The organism is Anabaena sp. UHCC 0253, assembly GCF_009712085.1.
Taxonomy (GTDB): Bacteria; Cyanobacteriota; Cyanobacteriia; order Cyanobacteriales; family Nostocaceae; genus Dolichospermum.
Genome location: NZ_VILD01000005.1, coordinates 312,189 through 333,075, shown reverse-complemented (window position 1 = coordinate 333,075; position 20,887 = coordinate 312,189). Strand labels below are relative to the sequence as shown.

Sequence of the window (20,887 nt, the reverse complement as noted above, 5' to 3'; positions counted from 1 at the left end):
ACCAGGTGCGGCTCAAATTACATACAGTATTGACGGTGGACGTAGTTTTGTGACTAATCCCACAATCACCGTAAAATTACCAAATGGTAAAACAGAAACAAAACCTGCTCCAGTCAGTGCTTATACCAATATTCGTGTACAAGTATTAGCTATATCTCCTAAATCTACAGTTAAAACCAGTTATGAAACCCAAGTGCGATAAAGAATTAAAAATTTAATTCTTGATCCTGACTTGTTAATCAAAAATCCTACCCAAGCCTTGAATAACAAAACCAGTGATATTTACCAACAAAGGTTGTTTAATCAACAATTCTCAAGCTCACAAACAACTAACTATTAGCAGGAGTTGGTACAAAAAACTCACGGCATCTATTTTATTGGCCAGTAGTTTACAAACTGTTATGGTTACACCTGGAAATGCTCAACAAACTACAACTCAATTAAGAGAAAGAACATACAACTTTATTAACCAAGCAGGTTATAAATATACCTTTACAGATCCAGATAAACCAGAAGATGCAAACACCACCGTTATCGAATCTTTATCGGCTGAAAATCGCCTTAATAGTGGGTTAGTTGACCCTTTAGGCAGGATTTTAGGCTGCGATGGTCGCTTATTGTCAGACTATACAGGGTTTTCTGTTTCTATTCACGAAATTGCTAACAATAATTCTGTGGAATTAGGAGCATTAGTGGATTTAACTAGCACAGAAATTCCCGATCTTCCCGGTAATGGCATTCCTTTGGGAATTAGACCCAATAGTAATAATATTAATCCCTTTCCTGTGCCTAATGATCCGCCCGATTATGCAGGATCTTATAATTTTCTATTTGATGAAGGTAAAGGTCAAATTAATCCTGGTAGAACATACATTTTAGTAATCAATCCCTCAGCTAATTCTATTTATCAACAACGGAGAATAAAAATTAGAATTGAAGAAATTATCGGTAGTGGGAATAATCGGCAAGTACGTTATACAGCCGTGTCCTTAGATGGATTACCTATTACTTTAAGTGGACAAGAACAGATAGAAGCTACACAAGTTTTAGTGGAAGATGCTGAGAGACAAGGATTGATTTTGTCCGCTTTACAACTATCAACAAATTTGTGTCAAAACAATCAAATCAGAATTACTAAATCAGGCGATCGCGCCACCGCTGCACCTGGAGATACAGTTATCTATCGCTTATCTGTAAAAAACTCTTCAGATGTAGCAATTAATAACATTTCAGTCACTGATATTTTACCCGTAGGTTTTCGATTTCTAGCCAACGTAGTCAAAGCAGAAATCAACGGACAACCAGTGAATATTACTACTACTAATACAGGCAACATAGTGAACTTTAATACCAATATCACTATGGAAGTAGGACAAATTCTTAATATTGCTTATGCAGCCCAACTTACCAACGATGCTCAACGGGGTACAGGTCGCAATACCGCCTCAGTCCAAGGGCAAAGAGATGATCGCTCTAACTTAATTCTTAGAGACGGTCCAGTTAGTCACCTACTGAAAATTGTGCAAGGTATAGTTAGTGATTCCGGTACGATTATTGGCCGTGTATTTGTTGATAAAAACTTTGATGGAGAACAACAAGATGATGAACCAGGAGTACCTAACGCTGTCGTATACCTCCAAGATGGCAACCGTATTACCACTGATGCTAACGGCTTATTTTCAGTAGCCAACGTCTTACCAGGACACTACGCAGGAGTATTAGACCTAACCAGTCTTCCTGGTTATACCCTAGCCCCAAACCGAAAATTCAACGAACGTAATAGCCAATCTCGCTTAGTTCATCTAGCACCTGGTGGTTTAGTGCGGATGAATTTTGCAGTCACACCCAGCTTTAAAGAGCAAGTCGAAAAATGAAACCCAGGCTGCACTCAAATCATAACCCAAATCATGATCAGGGGGCGGAAAAATCCACCTCTAAGATGAATCTACCAAAAAACCTGAGACGATTAGGAGCGATCGCTGGAGCATTTAGCGTCCTCTTTTCTACATCTCTAGTCAAAGCCGAAACCACCCAACCAGAATCAACTTCTGAACCCGAACCGGAAAACGGTGATGAAGTTAACTCCCAAATACCAGAAAATGCCGATGCTAACCTAGCACCAACCGTCAAAGACACCGAGTTAGAAGCATCAGCACCAATAACTCAACTACCAAAAATTACTGAGTCATCAATACCTATAGCCCCTTCCCTGGATTTTACTGCAACTCCAGAAGTTAAAGCTGTAGAACCAGTAGTTAATACACCCATAGTAGAAACATTTACTCCTGTCACCCAGTTACCAAAAACCCCAGAATCTGAAAAATCACTTGTTCCTCTAGCATCCTCTCTCGACTTTACAAATACCCCAGCTACCAAACCGAACCAACTACCAACCACCACAGAAACAGAACAACCACCTGTTCCCCTAGCACCATCTTTAGACTTTAACGCTACACCACCCACCACCATTACCCAGGTATCGAATAGCGTTAAAATCCTGAATATTCAACCAGGTGCAATTCTCGACCAACCAACAACTCCAGTAATTATACAGTATCCTGTAGGGAGTACAGTAGAATTACGTATTAACGACAAATTAGCTGATATTAACTTAATTGGACGCACAGAAACAGACGCAGCAGCTAACCTCGTTACTCAAACCTGGTATGGTATTGGTTTAAAAGAAGGGGACAATAGCATATCTGCTCAGATAGTAGGTAGTCAAGAACCACCCATTACAGTTTTAGTGGTAGTCAGAGGTAGTCCGAAAAAACTCACTATCCTCAGTCGGGAAACCCGTATTCCTGCGGATGGTCGTTCTTTAGCAACCATTGAAGGCAAACTATTAGACGAAAATGGGAATATATCTAAGCAAGATGCAATTATTACCTTAACATCTAGTGCGGGTGAATTTGCTGGTATAGATGCTAAACCGGATCAACCTGGTTTTCAAGTTGAAGCTAAAGCCGGAGAGTTTCAAGGAACATTACGTGCTGACTTAAAAGCACAAACGGTAACTATTCAAGCAACTACAACAAATTTAGAAGGATATACCCAACTACAATTTGAAACAGCACTGCGTCCAAGTTTAGTTACAGGGGTAATAGATTTAAGAGTAGGGGCAAGAGGTACTAATTATTACAGTCGTTATCGAGACTTTTTACCTATAGATAAAGACTACAATACCCAAGTAGAGTTTAACTCTGCGATTTTTGCTACAGGTAAAATCGGTGAATGGCTATTTACAGGAGCTTATAATAGTTCACGCAGTTTAAATGAAGATACTAATGGTGAGAACAGATTATTTAGAGCTTTACAATTTAATGATCAAAACTATCCTGTTTATGGTGATAGTTCTACCTCTAGTATAGTTACACCTTCCATAGATAGTGTATTTTTACGGTTTGAGCGATCGAGCAAAATTCCCGGAGCAAACCCAGATTATGGGATGTGGGGAGATTATAATACAGAAGAATTTGCTAGGTCTTCTCAAGAGTTTACAGCGATTACTAGACAATTACACGGGTTTAAAGCAAATTATAATTTAGGCAATTTACAAATAACTGGTTTTTATAGTAGAAATGTTGAAGGCTTCCAAAGGGATACAATTGCTCCTGATGGGACAAGTGGTTATTATTTCCTGTCTCGACGAATTTTATTACCTGGTAGTGAAAACCTATTTATTGAATTAGAAGAACTTAACCGTCCAGGGACCGTAGTTAAACGAACTGCTTTGACCAGGGGGAATGATTATGATATTGACTATGATCGCGGTACTGTATTATTCCGTCAACCATTATTACGTACAGATATTGACGAGTATGGACAGATTCTCGTCCGACGGATAGTAGCTACTTATCAATATGATTCTCAAAATGCCGAAGGACAAATTTATGCAGGTCGTTTGCAATATGATTTTAGTCGTGGTACTGGTCAAAATTCTTGGTTAGCAGCCACCTATTTACAAGAAAATCAAGGGTTGCGACAGTTTGAAATTTATGGTGCAGATACACAAATTTCTTTAGGTAGTGTTGGTAAATTTATTGCTGAATATGCCCATTCTCGCAATAATTCTGATGTAGCCGGTAATGTTAATGGTCAAGCTTATCGTGCAGAATTACAAGGAGAGCTTTTCCGTGGTGTTCAAGGTCGTGCTTATTATAGAACGGCTGATCCGGGTTTTGCGAATAATGCTACGATTAGTTTTGTACCTGGACAGACTCGCTATGGAGCGCAAATTACAGGTAAGCTGACAAATACTACTAATCTGCGGTTAAATTATGACCATGAGGATAACTTTGGTGTAGCACCACAGCCGAGATTACCAGAAATAGATCGGTTTTTACCGTTGAATGATCCTATTCCAGGGAGTCGGGTAGATAATTCCTTGACAACAATTATGGCAGGGATACAACAAAGATTAGGTAAAGCTAATATTAACGTAGATTGGATTTCCCGCGATCGCACAGATAGGATAGCCTTTCAAAATCTTAATGGTAGTTCCCAACAATTGCGATCGCGCTTTAGTTATCCTCTAGCTACTAACCTGACATTCTTAGCCCAAAACGAACGGACATTATCTTCTCAACAAGATGGCATTTATCCAGATAGAACCCTATTTGGACTCAATTGGCAAGCCATCAAAGGTGTAAATGTCAGCCTCACACAACAATATTTTAGCGGTGGACAATATAACGGTAACGGTATCACCAGCTTAAACGTCAACGGTGAACAAAAAATCGGCACAGATACCACCATCACCGGTCGTTATTCCATCCTTGGTGGTGCGAACGAAATGACCACCCAAGGAGCGATCGGTTTAAACAACCGTTGGGCAATTTTGCCGGGATTACGCTTAAATCTTGCCTATGAACATATTTTTGGTAGCTTCTTTAAACGTCAAGCCACTGGACAACAATTTGCCCAGCCTTACGCCTTCGGACAAGGTGCATCATCCATGAGTTTTGGAGGTGGTGACAGTTACAGCATCGGCTTAGAATACACCGATAACCCCGCCTTCCAAGCCAGTGCGCGGTACGAACGTCGAGACTCTTCCAGTGGTAGTAACACAGTCATTTCCGCAGGTGCATTAGGTAAAATTTCCTCCGCCCTCACAGGACTAGCACGATATCAGCAAGCTAGTTCTTCCAATCAAACTATCACAGACTTAGGAGACACTATCAACTTCAAAGTTGGTTTAGCCTACCGCAACCCCAAAAACGATAAATTTAACGCCTTATTACGTTATGAATACCGTCAAAATCCCTCCACAAGACCAGAAACATTTATACAAGGTACTGGTTCTGGTTCAGAAGATCATACCTTTGCCCTAGAAGGCATATATGCACCTAACTGGCAATGGGAATTTTACAGCAAATTGGCAATGCGAAACAGTACATCCTATTTGGCTAAGGATCTGACAGGGACAAGTACAGTCAGCTTAGGACAATTTCGCGTTACCTATCGCCCCGGATATAAGGTAGATATCGTAGGTGAAACCAGATTAATAGGTCAATCTAGCTATTCGGAAACAGGTTTTGTGATTGAAGCTGGATATTATTTAACAGCTAATTTACGCCTTGCTGCTGGTTATGCCTTTGGTAAAGTTGATGATCCAGACTTTTCAGGAACTCGTTCTGCGGGTGGTCCCTATCTCGGTTTGACTTTAAAACTCAATGAACTATTTGATGGTTTCGGATTACAACGAGTTGTACCACCACAACAACAAGAATCTTCAATCAAGAAGGTAGTTCAAAAATAATACTCAATCATCAATATCAACTTTAAATATTTAGATAATATCAGCCAATATTTTATGAAAAAACATCAAAAACGACAGATAGTAAAGCAGCAGAAAAAGCCAAATTTAACATTTATTAATTTCTCTATATTGGCTTATTTAGCATCATTAATATTTCCGCATCTGGCTTTATCACAACCGATGATAACAAGCGTAGATGTTATAGTTAATAGTAATGAAGATGGAGCAATTACACCTGATGATAAATTAACATTGCGAGAAGCTATTTCTCTAGTTAACGGTACTTTGAAAATTGAGCAATTAAGTAATTTTGAAAAAACTCAAATTAATACAACTGCTTACTCTCGAATCAGATTTAATTTACCACCAGAACAAACTACCATTTATCTGCAAGAAGTCTTACCACCTCTAGCTAGTCCTGGCTTACTGGTTGATGGTACAAGCCAACCAGGATACAATGGCGAAGAATCTCCCACAGCGGAAATTAAGATTCCTCAACCCATAGTTAGTATTACTTCTGCTGATAATGCTGAAGTATTTCGTGGTTTAACTATTACTGCTGATAATATAACTGTTCGTGGGTTGAGTATTTATGGTTTTAATTCCTCTCATCGAGATACCGCAAGTACACCACCAGCAGATATTTTTATTGCTAATACTTTTACTCATCCCCATACAATTAAATTAAAATCTTTTGTGGGAAAAATTCCTGAAACTGAAAATAACCCACCTCCTCAAAATATCATCATTGAAAAAAATTGGTTAGGAATTAAACCTGATGGAACAATGCCAGAAAATACCTCTGCTTTTGGTATTTCTGTGTTTAATTCTGAGAGAACAATTATTGAGCGTAATCGTATTTCTTATCATGATGGTAGTGGCATTATTACAGGTTGGCAAGCCACCAAAATGCAGATTATTAACAATCTCATTATCGGTAATGGTTTAGCGGGGATACCTGATGCTATTCGGTTAGATGGTAATATTGATCAATCAGAAATTAAATCAAATTTAATTTGTGCAAATGATGGTAGTGGAATTTATGCTTTTAAACCCCAAGGATCTACTAAAATTTTTAATAATGAAATTAAATCTAATGGGAGAAGATTTCGCCGAGCGGCTGTTTATTTAATGGGTAATAATCATGAAATTTATAAGAATAAAATTAGTTATCAAGCAGGAGCAGGAGTAGTGATTACATCCTATCCGCAAAGTCATAGAAATATCATTGATAGTAATAGATTTCATTTTTTAGAAGGATTAAGTATAGACCTAAATCATCAGCATAATGCAGGAGTAGGGGATTTTCAAAATGGTGATGGACCTAATCCTATTCGTGATTCTGCCAATAGAAGATTAGATACAGCTAATGGTGCAATTAATAGCCCTAGATTTCTGAGTTCTGAATTTTTCTCAGGAATTACTTCTCAAGTTGGTATTGATGGTGTAGCTGAACCTAATGCTCAAGTTGATATTTATCGAATTACTGGTAAAAGTGGTTATGGTTTTTTGAGTGAACCATTAGCAAGAACTACCGCCAATAATCAAGGCAAGTTTAGCTTTAATTTAGATGATTTACAACCAGGAGACAGAGTGAGTGCGATCGCTACTATACCTCAATATGGAACATCTGAACCATCCTATCCGGCGGTAATTCGCCCCATTGACATTAATAAACCTATCATTATTAGCAATAAAAATAGAGCTTATCCTCCATCTTCTGAATGTTTAATATCTGTAGTTGGTATAAAACCACCAATCAAACCACCTGAAGTTTCAAAAATACCCAATGCACCCATAAAACTCAAAGTTCCCAAAAATATCCACTTTGCTTTAGACAAATATAATATTAGTCCTGCTAGTGCAAAAATCCTGGATAAAATTGCTCAAGTGTTACGAGAAAACCCCTCTATCATTGTAGAAATTTATGGACATACCGATTATCGTGCTAGTAATCAATATAATATCCGACTGGGAGCAAATCGCGCCAAAGCCACCCGCAATTATCTCATCCGTCAAGGGATTACACCAGAAAGAATGATAATTCGTTCCTTGGGAGAAACCGAACTATTAACACCTGGTAATAGTAAATTAGATCATGCCCGAAACCGTCGTTCAGAATTTATTTTTAAAGATATTCGGGGTATTGAAGTAATAGTACAAGAAGAAGATTTACAGTTGGAATAAGGAGACAGTTTAGCCCAGAATTTAGGTAATTAATTTTGTATAAACACTTAATTTATCTGTAATGAAATCATCAACAAGAACTTTGAAAATATGAATGCTACAACGAAACTACCATTACTAAATAACTACTCAGGTAAATTAATTGCTAGTCTGGTCTTTTTTGGATGTATTTGGGGACAAGGGATACAACCTAGCTGGGCTGAAGGAAGTAAAGAATTGGTGACTAATGGTGGCCACAGACCTTACCTAGAATGGGCAAGTTCAACTGCTGCGGGTATTCCTCGGCAAACGCTCCTTAAAGTTGTGGTAAACGCAGGAGAAACCGTCAATCTTGGCTCTAGTGTGCATACAAGTAGTAATGGGATTGAAGATATTGTCTATAGAAGTCCCGCTGGGAGTCAAAATGGTAGTTGCAATGTGCTATCTACTGGTTATGGCTTAATTGACACCCTTGCTAAAGAAAGCGCTGGTCCTTTACCCAATACAGGTGGTTATACTCCTTGTAGCTTCATAGCCTCAGAAAGTGGTATTTACGAAGTCGAATTTCGCGCTCCGAGTTTGTCAGGTGATCCTCCTGCTGTGACGACAACAGCCGCATTTATCATAGATAATAATCAAAGAGCCACGGTGGCAGCTTGGGATATTACAGTTAGAGATACTAATAGCGGAAATTCCCAAACAGGACGGGTATTTGCCAACTATATCGCCCTAAATATGGGAAGAAATGGGGTAGGACTCAACTCCAGGCTTTATATTCAAACTAAAGATGGGTATAGATATGAAACTAATATGAATGGAATTGATCCCTTCGCTTTCATCTTTTTTGCGAATAGTCGAGGATTCATTGACAAAACAAATAACACTACTCTTTACCATTCTGCTGCTGGTGCTACCAATAATGATCTGAACTTCGCTGGTAATGTGAATGTTCAAAACCCAACTCTTGCAGATACAGCCACAGATATCACCCATTATATTTTCTTTAACCGTCCTGCTGACGTGACACTAGCTACGTTAGGAGTTCCGATCATACCAATATCACCACCAAAACCTGAAAATTTTCTCTTTACAGGTGGGAATGGTGGTAGTGGAAACCAGACTTTTGTGGGCGTAGGAGGCAATTTTAGTTTTGATGTAACTACTAGTGGTTATTATCAAATTATTATTGATACTAATATTGATGGCATTTTTGATCCTAGTGTAGACCGAGTATTACAAAATGTGATGTCTGCTGGGCAAACAGTGGTGTCATGGGATGGGAAGAACGCTAGTGGGGTAGCACTAGCAGCCAGACCTTTAAATCAGCCCTATAACGCCCAAATTACGACTAGATCAGGTGAATATCACTTTCCCTTGCTTGATGCTGAGAATAACTCTTCAGGGCTTATAATCAAAATGGAAAACCCTCCATCAGCATTCCCTAATATTCTCGATCAAAATGGGCAAAATATCAGTGCTTCCACCATTTATTACAATGACGATAATTATACGACGGCTAATGGGACAAATATAGACTTAAATGGTACTGGAGCTAGTAACCCTCGTAATGCGGCTAGAGGGATAGACAGTAGTAATCCTTTATATAGACACTCTTTTACTAATAACTATGGTGATTTCAAAGGTATAGACACTTGGACATTTTTCCCTAGTCAAGCTGTATTTACAGATTTGGTAATTACTACGAGCCAGAAAGCTAATGTTCAAGGTACTAAATCAGTACGCTTTTTAGAGGATATTGATACTAGTAGCACTGTTACTGTAGGCGATACTGTCGAATACACTATTATTTATTCTAACCTCAGTCCTGGTAATAGTGATGCAATTAATTTTGTAATTACAGATGATTTGCCCTCACAACTAACTTTTCAAAATGCAATTATTTCTAGTGCCACTTCCGGTAATAATATCACTCTCAACAATACTTACAATGGCTCTGGAGTGTTAACTAATAGTGGAACTTTGCGAGTAGGAGACACAATTACAATTAAAATTACTGCCAAAATTAATAATGATAATGGTGGTAATCCGATTATTAATCAAGGTAGTGCTAAGTTTAATACACCCGATAATCCCTTAGCAGCAGTTGGTACTGTATTGACAGATGCAGATTCTGCTACTGCTACGACTAATCCACCCACGGTTAGCAATTATTTTCTCCAAACTGTTGACGACGGTATAAATACAGGTAACAATCCTGCTAGTACCGCAGACGATGATCTTACCTTGTTTACAGTCTCCACAGTTTCTCTTCCCCCAAAATTAGTATTAGTTAAACGGATTACCCGCATTAACAATCAAGTATTAACTGATCTAATTGATGGCAGTAGTGCTGACCCTAACGCTACCAACTATGTTCCAGCACCCAATGATGCTGATGATGATGATTCTAAATGGCCTAACAGCTACTTACAAGGCTTAATTAACGCTGGGTCTGTGCAGCCGGGTGATGAATTAGAATACACTATTTATTTCCTTTCTAATGGTCTAGCAGCCGCAAAAAACGTCAAATTTTGTGATTTAGTACCAAACAATGTGACTTTTATCCCTAACGCTTTTAATGGTTTAACTCCTAATGATGGTGCTTCATCAACAATACAGGGTATTGCTTTGGCGGTAGGTAGTTCTACCCCTACGGCTTACTTAAGTAATGCAATAGATACAGATCGGGGTAGTTTTTATCCAGCTAATGATGCCACTACACCAACTTCCTGTGGGAGTAATACTAATGGTGCTGTAGTAGTGGATATTACTAATTCAACTACTTTACTTAATCTACCTCCTGCTACTGGTTCTGGAACTCCAGTTAATTCTTATGGCTTTGTGCGCTTCCGTGGCCAAGTGAAATAGGTGTAATAGACTTTTTGCAGAAATTGGGAAAGGAATCGCTGATTTCCTTTTCCTAAATCTTTTAAAAAATTTATTCTTGCTGGCAGAATATTAAAAATCATTTACATCCTGGAATTAATGCCATATATTGTTTAATAATACAATGTAACAACCAAATAGAAATTAGCACTCACAAGGCTTGAGTGCTAGTTATTCAATTAATTTGGAAACTGATGTAGTAGGCAGAAATTCTACTTTTATAGATGGAGTTAACGGACTTTTCCTCAATAGTTTTTTTGCCAAAAACTCAGGTTTCACGGCAATTGATGAATTCATTAGGAGGACTAGAATGATTAAATACAGCTTCAATTTGATAGGTGTGTCTCCTGTATTGCATTTTTTTAACCACCAACAACAGAGTTTAGTTCAACCACAACATCAAGGAATAGAATATTTAGGAACTCATACTTGCACATTAGATGCGTTCCTAGCATCTATAGAACCAGTTCCTGTCAAATGGGGTTGGAACTTAGATCAAGTCGTAGATACAGTAATTGAGTTTTGGATGAATAATGCTGAAAGTATTAACTATTGGAAATCTCGGTTACAAGATGCCGGCAATGATAGTTTACTTGTAGCCAGAGTAGCAGATATGAACTATTTATCAGGGGAACTGGAATCACTACTAGGGAAAAATTTGTAACTCTTAAATACCACCAACACTATCGTTTTCCAATGCTTTAAGAATTTTTGCATACAATCCTTCCACCCTTTTTGCTGCTATCTCACCACTAGCAGCATAGTGAGATAAACCAGGAGAACCATTTACTTCAATTAAGGTATAATCTACCATTGGCATAGTGATATCATGAGTGAGGATATCCACTCCAGCCAATCTCAATCCTATATCTTTAGTAATATTAATTGCTAATTGTTGAAAGTCAGGATGGATACTTTCAGAAAAATCCACTGCTTCACCTCCACTGGATAAATTAGCACTATCCAAGAGGTAGACGATATCACCATTAGGGATAACACTATCCCCATCAAGATTTTGTGTTTGTAATTTTTGGGGAATGCGGAAATCATCAAACTTAATCCCACTTTTCCTACCCATATTCAAAAATCTTTCCTGCTTTTGTTGTAGCAATTCCCAAATACTAGATTTACCATTACCAACAACAGACAAGGGAATTCTTTGATAAGCAGCAATCACTTCATTATCTAAAACAACAATTCTATAGTCATTACCATTGTAAAATTTCTCAACAATCAATCCTGATTTAATTTGCAATATTTTATGAGCTACATCATAATATTCTGTCTGATTATATACCTTAGTCACCAAGATTCCTTGACTAAGATTTAATGGTTTAACAATTACAGGAAATCCTAATTTTTGAGCATAATTAAATCCATCATCAATATTTCTCGGCTTGGCTAATTTAGCACATAACTTATCACTAAAAAATGTATTTCCCTCTGTTACCCTATATCCAAACTGCTTCAGGAAAAAATTAGCATAAGCTTTATCTTTTGCTAACTCTGCTGAAGCAAAACCGTTAATATTAAATTTTGCATAACTAAAAACTGACTTTTTACCATTTTTAAACGTAATATGTCCTACAAAACCATATTCTGGTTCAACTAAAACTACAGCCCCTATTTGCAATGCTACTTTTTGGATGATTGATGTTATTAACATTTTTATTTGGCAAAATTATCTCAAATTACACTGAAAAACTATGGCAACATTCGTAAATCTTTTATAGTCCAGAATTACAAATAAATGAAAATTGGTATAGTTTCAATACTTGTCGGTTCAGAATCTGAAAGCTGTAAATTGGTTTAGAGAAAGATTAAAGGTTTGATCTTTTCCTTTTCACAATTGCACAGTAGTGAGTATAGTTTATACTAATTTCTTGTTTATTTGTATGTTTAAATACTGAATAAGTCAGTACATATTCGTTGGCATTAAATAAAACTAAAGATTTTCAAAAGATAAGTTGTTGCACCAAGTATTGACAATTTTGAAAATATGTAATAACAAGGTGGCATCATTAATAAAAGGCGCTAGTACATCTTTGGCTAAGAGACATACCAACGCCCTTCACTCAAGTTCATACGCATAAAATAATCATGCCACAAAATACGGATTACAAAAATACCAATTCAGAAAATCAAGTTATGCCTGCGGAAATTGAAGCTAACACCTACAGAAAAAGGCTGAATGGTTGGGCTGTAGCCCGTGTCGTTACCGAACAAGAAAAAGTAATTGTTGCTCGGTTTCGCAGTCGTTCTGATGCAGAAGGTTATATTCAGCACATCCGTCAACTAATTCCTGATACAGTTTTTGATCTTTTCTTTGATTGCCAACGTGAAGAAGTTGTCATGTAAATTTACCGAGGCAATAGGCAAGAGGTAAGAGTTTTTTGAATCTTGTTGGCAAGTAGCCCACAGTCGGCACTATTTTGAATTGTTTCCCCCTCATCCCCTGTGCCAATTGCCAACTTACACAGCAGCCAGCAGCCCATTGTGCTTGAGTAAAGCCTTGGTACTGGGTTCTCGTCCCCGGAAGGTTTTAAAGACATCCATTGGATGCTGACTGCCACCTAGTGCTAACACCGTATCTCGGTAGCGTCTACCAATAGCCTGGATTGCAGCTTCATCTTCTAACCCCGCTTCTTCAAAAGCAGCGAAAGCATCAGCACTCAGAACTTCAGCCCACTTATAGCTATAATAACCTGCTGCATAACCACCTTCAAAAATATGCCCAAAAGCACACAAAAACGCATCCTCTGGTAATGGTGGTAACACAGTCGTCAACTTAGCAATCCGGTGACGCACATCTGTCACCGTTTCCTCACTATTTGGACAATAGCGGTAGTGCAGTTCCAAATCAACACTACTAAAATCAAGTTGCCGCAACATCGTTGAACCGCTCATGTAATTACGTGCTGCCAACAATTTTTGGTAATAATGCTCCGGTAATGCCTCACCTGTTTCATAATGTTTCGCCATCCCAAACAAAGTTTGGCGGTCATAACACCAATTTTCCATAAACTGGCTTGGTAATTCTACTGCATCCCACTCGACATTATTAATACCTGCTGCTCCCAGATAATCCACCTTAGTAAGCATATGATGTAAGCCATGCCCAAATTCATGGAACAAGGTTTCAACTTCATCAAAAGCCATCAAACTAGGATTACCATCCACAGGAGGAGTTTGGTTACAAATCAAATAAGCCACAGGTAAACGGACAATAGTCACACCATTTTCTGTGATTTTACGACGATGAATGCAAGCATCCATCCAAGCACCACCCCGTTTTTCTGCGGGACGGCTGTAAGCATCTAAGTAAAAATAGGCAATGGGTTCACCATGCTTATTCGCAATTTGAAAATAACGGACATCCTCATGCCATATCGGGGCTTGGCCATCGGCAGGAGTCACCGTTACACCAAAAAGCCTTTTCACCAACCCAAATAACCCATCTAGCACTTGAGGTAAAGGGAAATAAGGACGTAACTCTTCAGATGTAAAGGCAAATTTTTCTTCCCGTTGACGTTCAGCCCAAAAGCTAATATCCCAATGTTGCAGGTTTTCAGCTTCTACTGCTCCCTTCGCTTTAGCAAAAGCAGTCAACTTTTGTAAATCCTTGACAGCCGCATTATAACTAGCTTGACGGAGTTCTTCTAAGAGCTTCTCTACAGAGGGAACATCCTTGGCCATTTTACTAGCTAAACTGAGTTCAGCAAAACTTTCAAAGCCAATTAATTGAGCTAGTTCCTGCCTTAACTCCAAAATGCGGGTAATCAACGGATTATTATCTAATTCCCCAGAAGATGCACGGGTTATATAAGCTTTATAAAGATTTTCCCGTAAATCCCGCCGAGTGCTGTGTTGCATGAAGGGGAAATAGCTGGGAAAATCTAAGGTAATATGCCAAGGACCATGTTCTGGCGTAGCATTTTCTTCTCCAGCAGCACGCGCAGCTTGGGCTGCGAGACTCAACAAGCTACTCGGTAAGCCATCAATATCTTGTGGGGTAGTGAGAACTAAAATAAAGCCTTTAGTCGCATCTAGAACGTGATTAGCAAATCTAGTTGCCAGTTCTGCTAATTCCATCTGGATAGCATTAAAACGCTCTCTGTTTTCTCCTTCTAAACCAACACCAGACAATTCTGCATCCCTAATGGCAGCTTTGATAATCCGCTGTTGGGCAGACTCTAAAGTTTCCCAAGTAGGACTATTCCGAATTGCTTTAAAAGCATTATAAATGGGTTTACTCTGACCCAGGGTATTCGTAAATTGTACTACTTGCGGCTGGATTTTTTCATAGGCCGTACGTAGTTCTAAACTATTTTTTACACCCATTAAATGATTTAGTATCCCCCAACTCCAATTTAGCCTTTCTGTCAGTTTTTCCAGAGGTTCTACTAAGCCGCTCCAAGTAGGCTCTATATTTGCCTCTAAGCCAACTAACTGCTTTTCAAGTTCTGCTAACAGATGGCTAAAAGCTGGTTCGACTTGCTCCGGTTTAATATCCGCAAATAGGGGTAAACCACAACTTTGAAGTAGAGGATTCTGAGAAATAGTAGCAGTTGCACGCATGGTAGTGAGTTAGTAGCCGATGAATTAAGTGGGAACAATGATTGATTTTTCTTTATAGAGTTACTTAGTAAGCGTAAAACTCAGTCTCCTGATGACCAAGTTACCAGAGATACGGGTGACTAAAGTCACCCCGTTCTTTCTTGGTTAAAAACATCTTCCAGGTACTCTATGTGATATGATCAGCATAAGTCAAAAACTGAGTATAACTAAACAACGTAAAAACTTAACTAAATTAGTTGAGTACGTAGTCCCATTTAACTGTGTTGCAATTTAGGAAAACTAGATTGAGACAAGACTTAATTAAACAAAAAATTAATCATGTTCTGTTGCAACAAAATTTGGCAATAGACATCTGGTAGAAATTAAATATGCGTATCCTAGAACCCTTGTAAAGACGTTCCTGATGTAGGGATTCTCGGCTCTAAATTTTTTTCACCAGAGTCTATTGCTAGAATGGCAAAATAGAAGGTAAAAGGAAAATTGTAGCAATTCTTTTGAAAGCAATTACTTTTAATTTGTCAGGTTTTATGGTGATAATTCACCATAATCAATTTTGACAACTTCATAAAGTTATGAAATTTTTACTTTCTGTTTTGCTGACACCTGCGGTAGTTTTGTTAAGTGCCACGGATGTACTAGCAGCCATTAGAACTAGAACAATTGAGTACAAGCAAGGAAATACTATTTTAGAAGGATATCTTGCTTATGATGATGCGATTAAAGTAAAGCGTCCTGGTGTATTGGTTGTTCATGAATGGAATGGTTTACAGTCTTATGCCAAAAAACAGACTGAAGAGTTAGCTAAATTGGGCTATGTTGCTTTTGCGGCGGATATTTATGGCAAAGGAATTAGGCCAAAAACCTCTGAAGAATCAGGTAAACAAGCAACTATTTATCGTCAAGATCGAAAATTACTACGCGAACGAGCAAAAGCAGGTTTACAAGTTTTACAGAAGCATCCCTTAACTGATTCTAAACGTATTGCTGCTATTGGTTACTGCTTCGGTGGTGGTACAGTTTTGGAATTAGCTCGGAGTGGTGTCAATATTGCTGGTGTAGTCAGTTTTCATGGTAATCTCGATACGCCTGATCCAAGTGATGCTAAAAATATTAAAACTAAAGTATTGGTATTACATGGTGCAGATGATCCCTTTGTACCAGAACAGCAAGTTCAAGCTTTTGAAAGAGAAATGCGTATAGGTAATGTAGATTGGCAATTAATATCCTATGGTGGTGTACTTCATTCTTTCACCAATCCAGAAGCAAAAAATAATCCCAAAGGTGCTGTTTATAATTCAATTGCAGATCGGCGTTCTTGGCAAGCTATGAGACAGTTTTTTACAGAAATATTTGGTAAGTAATATTTTGTCTGATTATATCTGCAAAGGCTAGTAATTGGTGATGGGTAATGATTAAAATTCTTACCTATCGCCTATTCTCTGTCCCCTATTTCTTCAAAATTATGCCTAACCTGCCACCGCTGAATACAGAAACAATTTGGGCAATCATTAATGATACAATTGATGATTCTACTGTTAAACAATTACTATGGTATTACTTAGGCTATCGCTATGATTCCACGACAGAAACATGGGATAATAGTCAAGTAGTTCCAACATGGCGAGATGAATATCCACAACCACCAGATTTTCTTGATTCTCGTCCAGCAATTATGAAATTAACTCGTTCTATTCCTCAAGAAAATAAACAGCTACTCAAAGAAAAGCTTGGTTTTAAAGGTTATAAAATTGGTGAATTTGGTCCTCGACAAACTCGCAGAGCAACGTCAGCAAATTGGTTATTAAGTTATATGTTAATGACTACTGGCAAAATTGAGTAGATTTGCTAAATATAGCAATTAGCTCTGGCGACTAGAAGTCGCGGCTACACAGACAAAACCCACCTCCGTGGGTTTCAAAACCTTGATTTTTCATTAGTCCACTACGTGGACTTGGCTTGTGTTGTAGTGTAACCTTCGGGAAGCAAGCTACGCACTATGTCGTAGGCTCTATTATATTCGCCCAAAACTTGTCAAACATCCTCTAAGGATTTATTTTAGCTGCTAATTTATATTATTGAATTATTTTTTTATTTCTCATGTGATGAAAATAACATAAGCTGGTCTTGTTTTTTTCTGAAAAACTGTGTATAATTAGTAGCTCAACCCTTGCAGATAGTAGTCTTATCTAACTTGTGGAACTTGTTTTTTTGAACTAACTACTTGAGACTTAGAGATAATAAAGAACGTTTTCACAGATATTTTAAGACTGCTATAGTATAACATAAATAAAGAGATTTCTGCCATGATCCACAAACTAATTAACACTAACATTAAGAGTTCTCATGTTTTATTAACTCCTAATGAAGTGAAGGCAAAATTACCTTTAACTAAGAATGCTGAAAACACAATTTTAAAATTCAGACAAGAAATAGAACATATTCTAGATTTTCAAAATCGACGCAAATTTATTGTAGTTGGACCTTGTTCGATCCATGATCCTCATGCAGCAATAGAATATGCTGAGAAATTGCAAGTTTTGGCAGAGAAAGTTCAGGATAAATTGCTGTTAATTATGCGGGTTTATTTTGAAAAACCTAGAACTACTGTAGGATGGAAAGGATTAATTAATGATCCAGAAATGGATGATTCCTTTCATGTGGAAAAAGGCATATTAGTCGCTAGAAGTTTATTATTAAAGTTGACGGAGTTAGGATTACCGACTGCGACAGAAGCACTTGATCCAATCATACCTCAATATATCAGTGAATTAGTGTCTTGGTCAGCCATTGGCGCACGGACAACTGAATCGCAAACACACCGAGAAATGGCTAGTGGTTTATCTATGCCGGTGGGTTTTAAAAATGGCACTGATGGTAATATTCAAGTTGCTGTAAATGCGCTCAAGTCAGCGAAAACACCTCATAATTTCCTGGGTATTAATCAAAAGGGACAGGTGAGTGTATTTCAAACTAGGGGAAATGCTCATGGTCATGTAATTTTACGTGGTGGAAGTCAGCCTAATTTTGATGCCGAGAATGTTCAATTAGTTGAGGAACAATTAAAAGCGGCTGATTTATCACCAAGAATAGTTATTGATTGTAGTCATGGCAATACCAATAAAGACTACAGGCTACAATCTATGGTGTTTGAAAATATTATTGAGCAAATAGTAAATGGTAATAATTCTATTGTAGGGATGATGCTGGAATCGAATTTGTATGAAGGTAGTCAACCAATTACAAGTAATCGTGAAGATTTAAAATATGGTGTTTCTGTAACTGATAAATGTATTAGTTGGGAAGAAACAGAAAAGATTATTTTGGCTGCTCATGCCAAATTGCAGTAAATTGAATACAGAAGGAACGAGAAGATAGGGGACTCTTATAGCGGTTCTCTGTCGGATGCAATACAATTGAGGGCGGGGGTTTTCCGCCCCTACAGGCTGGAAAATTACAAGCAAATGACACAGGCTTTTTTAATTTTGAATGGGTAAGCATTTTGTATCCCTTCTGCGAGCAAGAGGCTCTATTTTGAATATTGAATAAATGAATGCAGTCGAATTATTAGAAACAATTACACACCTCATTTCGCAAGCTGAAAAAGGGGAAATTGACCCTTGGGACGTGCGAGTTATTGAGGTGATTGATCATTACTTGGAATTGATGTCCCCAGAAGCATCTACAACTAGAGGCTATGAAACGGATTTGTCCCAGTCAGGGCAAGCTTTTCTATCAGCGTCAATGCTTGTACTATTTAAGGCTAATACATTAATGCTATCGTCAACAGTAGACGATACCCAAGAAGAAGTTATAGATGATACAATATTAGGGTTTGAAGATGGTTTGCTATATCCAGCCCATCGTTTGCAATTAGAGCGACACTTGCGTCGTCGTCCGGCTGCTATGCCACCACCAAAACGCCGGGTGACACTGCAAGAGTTGATTGACCAATTGCAAATTATGGCCAACCAGCTAAAACTGGTGGAAAAAGTTAATCAACCTAAGCGGCTTAAACGCCAGTCTAGTGTGCAGACTATGCGGGAAGCCCTAGAGTTAGCGCACCAAGAAAATTTAACGGAAGTCGCGCTAGAACTAGAACAGGTGTTACATCTTGCGGCTAAAGAGCAAAATTTAGAGGAACAATGTTGGAATCTAGAAGAACTGATAGATTTATGGATACAGACAAAACAACCAGAGAAAAGTGGGGAGCATCATGAATCAGAACACGGTAACTTAGTTAGCGTTTTTTGGGCGTTACTATTGCTCTCGGCTCAATCTAAGGTGGAGTTATTTCAAAAAGAGTTTTACCAGGAAATTCAAATCCGCTTACCTACTTAAAGGCAGGAAAAAATTAACAATTGACAATTGACAATTGAAAATTACCAATGACTAAGGAATAAAATTTTATGAAAGCGATGATTCTGGCGGCAGGAAAGGGTACTCGTATCCGTCCTATTACATATACAATTCCCAAACCCATGATTCCGATACTGCAAAAGCCAGTGATGGAATTTTTATTGGAGTTATTACGTCAACATGGATTTGACGAAATTATGGTCAATGTTAGCCATTTGGCGGAGGAAATAGAAAGTTATTTCCGTGATGGTCAGAGGTTTGGGGTGCAGATTGCCTATTCTTTTGAAGGTAAAATTGATGATGATGGTAAACTCGTCGGGGAAGCGATTGGTTCGGCTGGGGGTATGCGCCGGATTCAAGACTTCTCACCATTTTTTGATGATACTTTTGTAGTTTTGTGTGGTGATGCGTTAATAGATTTAGATTTAACTGCGGCGGTAAAGTGGCATAAATCGAAAGGGGCGATCGCTACTATCATTACTAAATCAGTTCCCAAGGAAGAGGTTTCTAGCTACGGTGTGGTGGTTACTGACGACGATAATCGGATCAAAGCTTTCCAAGAAAAACCTTCAACAGAAGAAGCTCTTAGCACTAATATCAATACAGGTATTTATATTTTTGAGCCGGAAGTTTTTAAGTATATACCCTCTGGAGTAGAGTATGACATTGGTGGCCAGTTATTTCCCCAACTTGTAGCGGATAATGCCCCATTTTATGCGATTCCCATGGATTTTGAATGGGTGGATATTGGTAAAGTTCCCGATTATTGGCGAGCAATTCGCGGTGTTTTATCAGGAGAAATCAAAAATGTGCAAATTCCTGGACATGAAGTTGCTCCTGGGATTTTTACTGGGTTAAATGTATCCGTCAATTGGGATAAAGTTGATATAACTGGACCTGTTTATATTGGTGGGATGACCAAAATCGAAGATGGGGCAAAAATTATTGGACCGGCGATGATTGGTCCAAATTGCTGGATTTGTAGTGGTGCGACTGTAGACAATAGTGTAATTTTTGAATGGTCGCGTTTAGCTCCAGGAGTCCGCTTAGTAGATAAACTGGTGTTTGGGCGTTACTGCGTAGATAAGACAGGAGCATCCATTGATGTGCAAGCAGCGGCTTTAGATTGGCTGATTACGG

Annotated in this window: 13 protein-coding genes and 1 pseudogene; 12 read left to right on the top strand and 2 right to left on the bottom strand. The window is 38.3% G+C overall.

The window, feature by feature from the left end:
• From FJR38_RS28590 to FJR38_RS15765, 6 genes and pseudogenes are all read left to right on the top strand, one after another.
• Nucleotides 1-202: pseudogene (locus FJR38_RS28590) on the top strand (hypothetical protein); the annotation flags it as partial.
• Nucleotides 203-401: 199 nt separating this feature from the next.
• Nucleotides 402-1,874, top strand: a complete 1,473-nt coding sequence (locus tag FJR38_RS15785; protein WP_168496638.1) for an SdrD B-like domain-containing protein — start codon at nucleotides 402-404, stop codon at nucleotides 1,872-1,874.
• A 65-nt stretch (nucleotides 1,875-1,939) separates the two neighbouring features.
• A complete protein-coding gene (locus tag FJR38_RS15780) occupies nucleotides 1,940-5,761 on the top strand; it encodes a TonB-dependent receptor (protein ID WP_168496615.1) in 3,822 nt (1,273 codons plus the stop codon).
• Nucleotides 5,762-5,815: 54 nt separating this feature from the next.
• Complete coding sequence (locus tag FJR38_RS15775; RefSeq protein WP_168538059.1) at nucleotides 5,816-7,948, top strand: OmpA family protein; 2,133 nt, start codon at nucleotides 5,816-5,818, stop codon at nucleotides 7,946-7,948.
• A gap of 90 nt (nucleotides 7,949-8,038) precedes the next feature.
• Nucleotides 8,039-10,795 (top strand): isopeptide-forming domain-containing fimbrial protein, encoded by a 2,757-nt coding sequence (locus FJR38_RS15770; RefSeq protein WP_168496611.1) that lies wholly within the window; start codon nucleotides 8,039-8,041, stop codon nucleotides 10,793-10,795.
• Between the two features lie 331 nt (nucleotides 10,796-11,126).
• Nucleotides 11,127-11,477 (top strand): hypothetical protein, encoded by a 351-nt coding sequence (locus tag FJR38_RS15765; protein WP_168496636.1) that lies wholly within the window; start codon nucleotides 11,127-11,129, stop codon nucleotides 11,475-11,477.
• 3 nt (nucleotides 11,478-11,480) lie between these two features.
• On the opposite strand, the gene FJR38_RS15760 is transcribed toward FJR38_RS15765, so the two are convergent.
• Nucleotides 11,481-12,479, bottom strand: coding sequence for a cyanophycin synthetase (locus FJR38_RS15760; protein ID WP_168496609.1), 999 nt, complete (start codon nucleotides 12,477-12,479; stop codon nucleotides 11,481-11,483).
• A gap of 434 nt (nucleotides 12,480-12,913) precedes the next feature.
• On the opposite strand from FJR38_RS15760, the gene FJR38_RS15755 reads away from it, so the two are divergent.
• Nucleotides 12,914-13,171, top strand: a complete 258-nt coding sequence (locus FJR38_RS15755) for a hypothetical protein (RefSeq protein ID WP_168496607.1) — start codon at nucleotides 12,914-12,916, stop codon at nucleotides 13,169-13,171.
• Between the two features lie 114 nt (nucleotides 13,172-13,285).
• Here the strand turns inward: FJR38_RS15755 and FJR38_RS15750 are convergent, their stop codons facing one another.
• On the bottom strand, nucleotides 13,286-15,391 hold the full coding sequence (locus FJR38_RS15750; protein WP_168538057.1) for a M3 family metallopeptidase: 2,106 nt from the start codon (nucleotides 15,389-15,391) through the stop codon (nucleotides 13,286-13,288).
• A 572-nt stretch (nucleotides 15,392-15,963) separates the two neighbouring features.
• Between FJR38_RS15750 and FJR38_RS15745 the strand changes: the two genes are divergently transcribed.
• The 5 genes from FJR38_RS15745 to FJR38_RS15725 form a co-directional block, all read left to right on the top strand.
• Nucleotides 15,964-16,752, top strand: coding sequence for a dienelactone hydrolase family protein (locus tag FJR38_RS15745; RefSeq protein WP_168538055.1), 789 nt, complete (start codon nucleotides 15,964-15,966; stop codon nucleotides 16,750-16,752).
• A 101-nt stretch (nucleotides 16,753-16,853) separates the two neighbouring features.
• On the top strand, nucleotides 16,854-17,231 hold the full coding sequence (locus FJR38_RS15740; RefSeq protein ID WP_168496634.1) for a DUF1823 family protein: 378 nt from the start codon (nucleotides 16,854-16,856) through the stop codon (nucleotides 17,229-17,231).
• Between the two features lie 463 nt (nucleotides 17,232-17,694).
• Nucleotides 17,695-18,738, top strand: a complete 1,044-nt coding sequence (locus FJR38_RS15735) for a 3-deoxy-7-phosphoheptulonate synthase (RefSeq protein ID WP_168496601.1) — start codon at nucleotides 17,695-17,697, stop codon at nucleotides 18,736-18,738.
• 199 nt (nucleotides 18,739-18,937) lie between these two features.
• Nucleotides 18,938-19,729 (top strand): segregation/condensation protein A, encoded by a 792-nt coding sequence (locus tag FJR38_RS15730; protein WP_168538053.1) that lies wholly within the window; start codon nucleotides 18,938-18,940, stop codon nucleotides 19,727-19,729.
• A 68-nt stretch (nucleotides 19,730-19,797) separates the two neighbouring features.
• Nucleotides 19,798-20,887, top strand: a 1,090-nt coding sequence (locus tag FJR38_RS15725) for a sugar phosphate nucleotidyltransferase (RefSeq protein ID WP_168538051.1), incomplete at its 3' end; no start/stop codon positions are given.

Excerpts from the sequence above, each read along its gene's own strand:
- FJR38_RS15785 (WP_168496638.1), top strand. The coding sequence starts at position 402 with ATGGTTACACCTGGAAATGCTCAACAAACTACAACTCAATTAAGAGAA.
- FJR38_RS15780 (WP_168496615.1), top strand. The coding sequence starts at position 1,940 with ATGAATCTACCAAAAAACCTGAGACGATTAGGAGCGATCGCTGGAGCA.
- FJR38_RS15775 (WP_168538059.1), top strand. The coding sequence starts at position 5,816 with ATGAAAAAACATCAAAAACGACAGATAGTAAAGCAGCAGAAAAAGCCA.
- FJR38_RS15770 (WP_168496611.1), top strand. The coding sequence starts at position 8,039 with ATGAATGCTACAACGAAACTACCATTACTAAATAACTACTCAGGTAAA.
- FJR38_RS15760 (WP_168496609.1), bottom strand. The coding sequence starts at position 12,479 with ATGTTAATAACATCAATCATCCAAAAAGTAGCATTGCAAATAGGGGCT.
- FJR38_RS15755 (WP_168496607.1), top strand. The coding sequence starts at position 12,914 with ATGCCACAAAATACGGATTACAAAAATACCAATTCAGAAAATCAAGTT.
- FJR38_RS15750 (WP_168538057.1), bottom strand. The coding sequence starts at position 15,391 with ATGCGTGCAACTGCTACTATTTCTCAGAATCCTCTACTTCAAAGTTGT.
- FJR38_RS15745 (WP_168538055.1), top strand. The coding sequence starts at position 15,964 with ATGAAATTTTTACTTTCTGTTTTGCTGACACCTGCGGTAGTTTTGTTA.
- FJR38_RS15740 (WP_168496634.1), top strand. The coding sequence starts at position 16,854 with ATGCCTAACCTGCCACCGCTGAATACAGAAACAATTTGGGCAATCATT.
- FJR38_RS15735 (WP_168496601.1), top strand. The coding sequence starts at position 17,695 with ATGATCCACAAACTAATTAACACTAACATTAAGAGTTCTCATGTTTTA.
- FJR38_RS15730 (WP_168538053.1), top strand. The coding sequence starts at position 18,938 with ATGAATGCAGTCGAATTATTAGAAACAATTACACACCTCATTTCGCAA.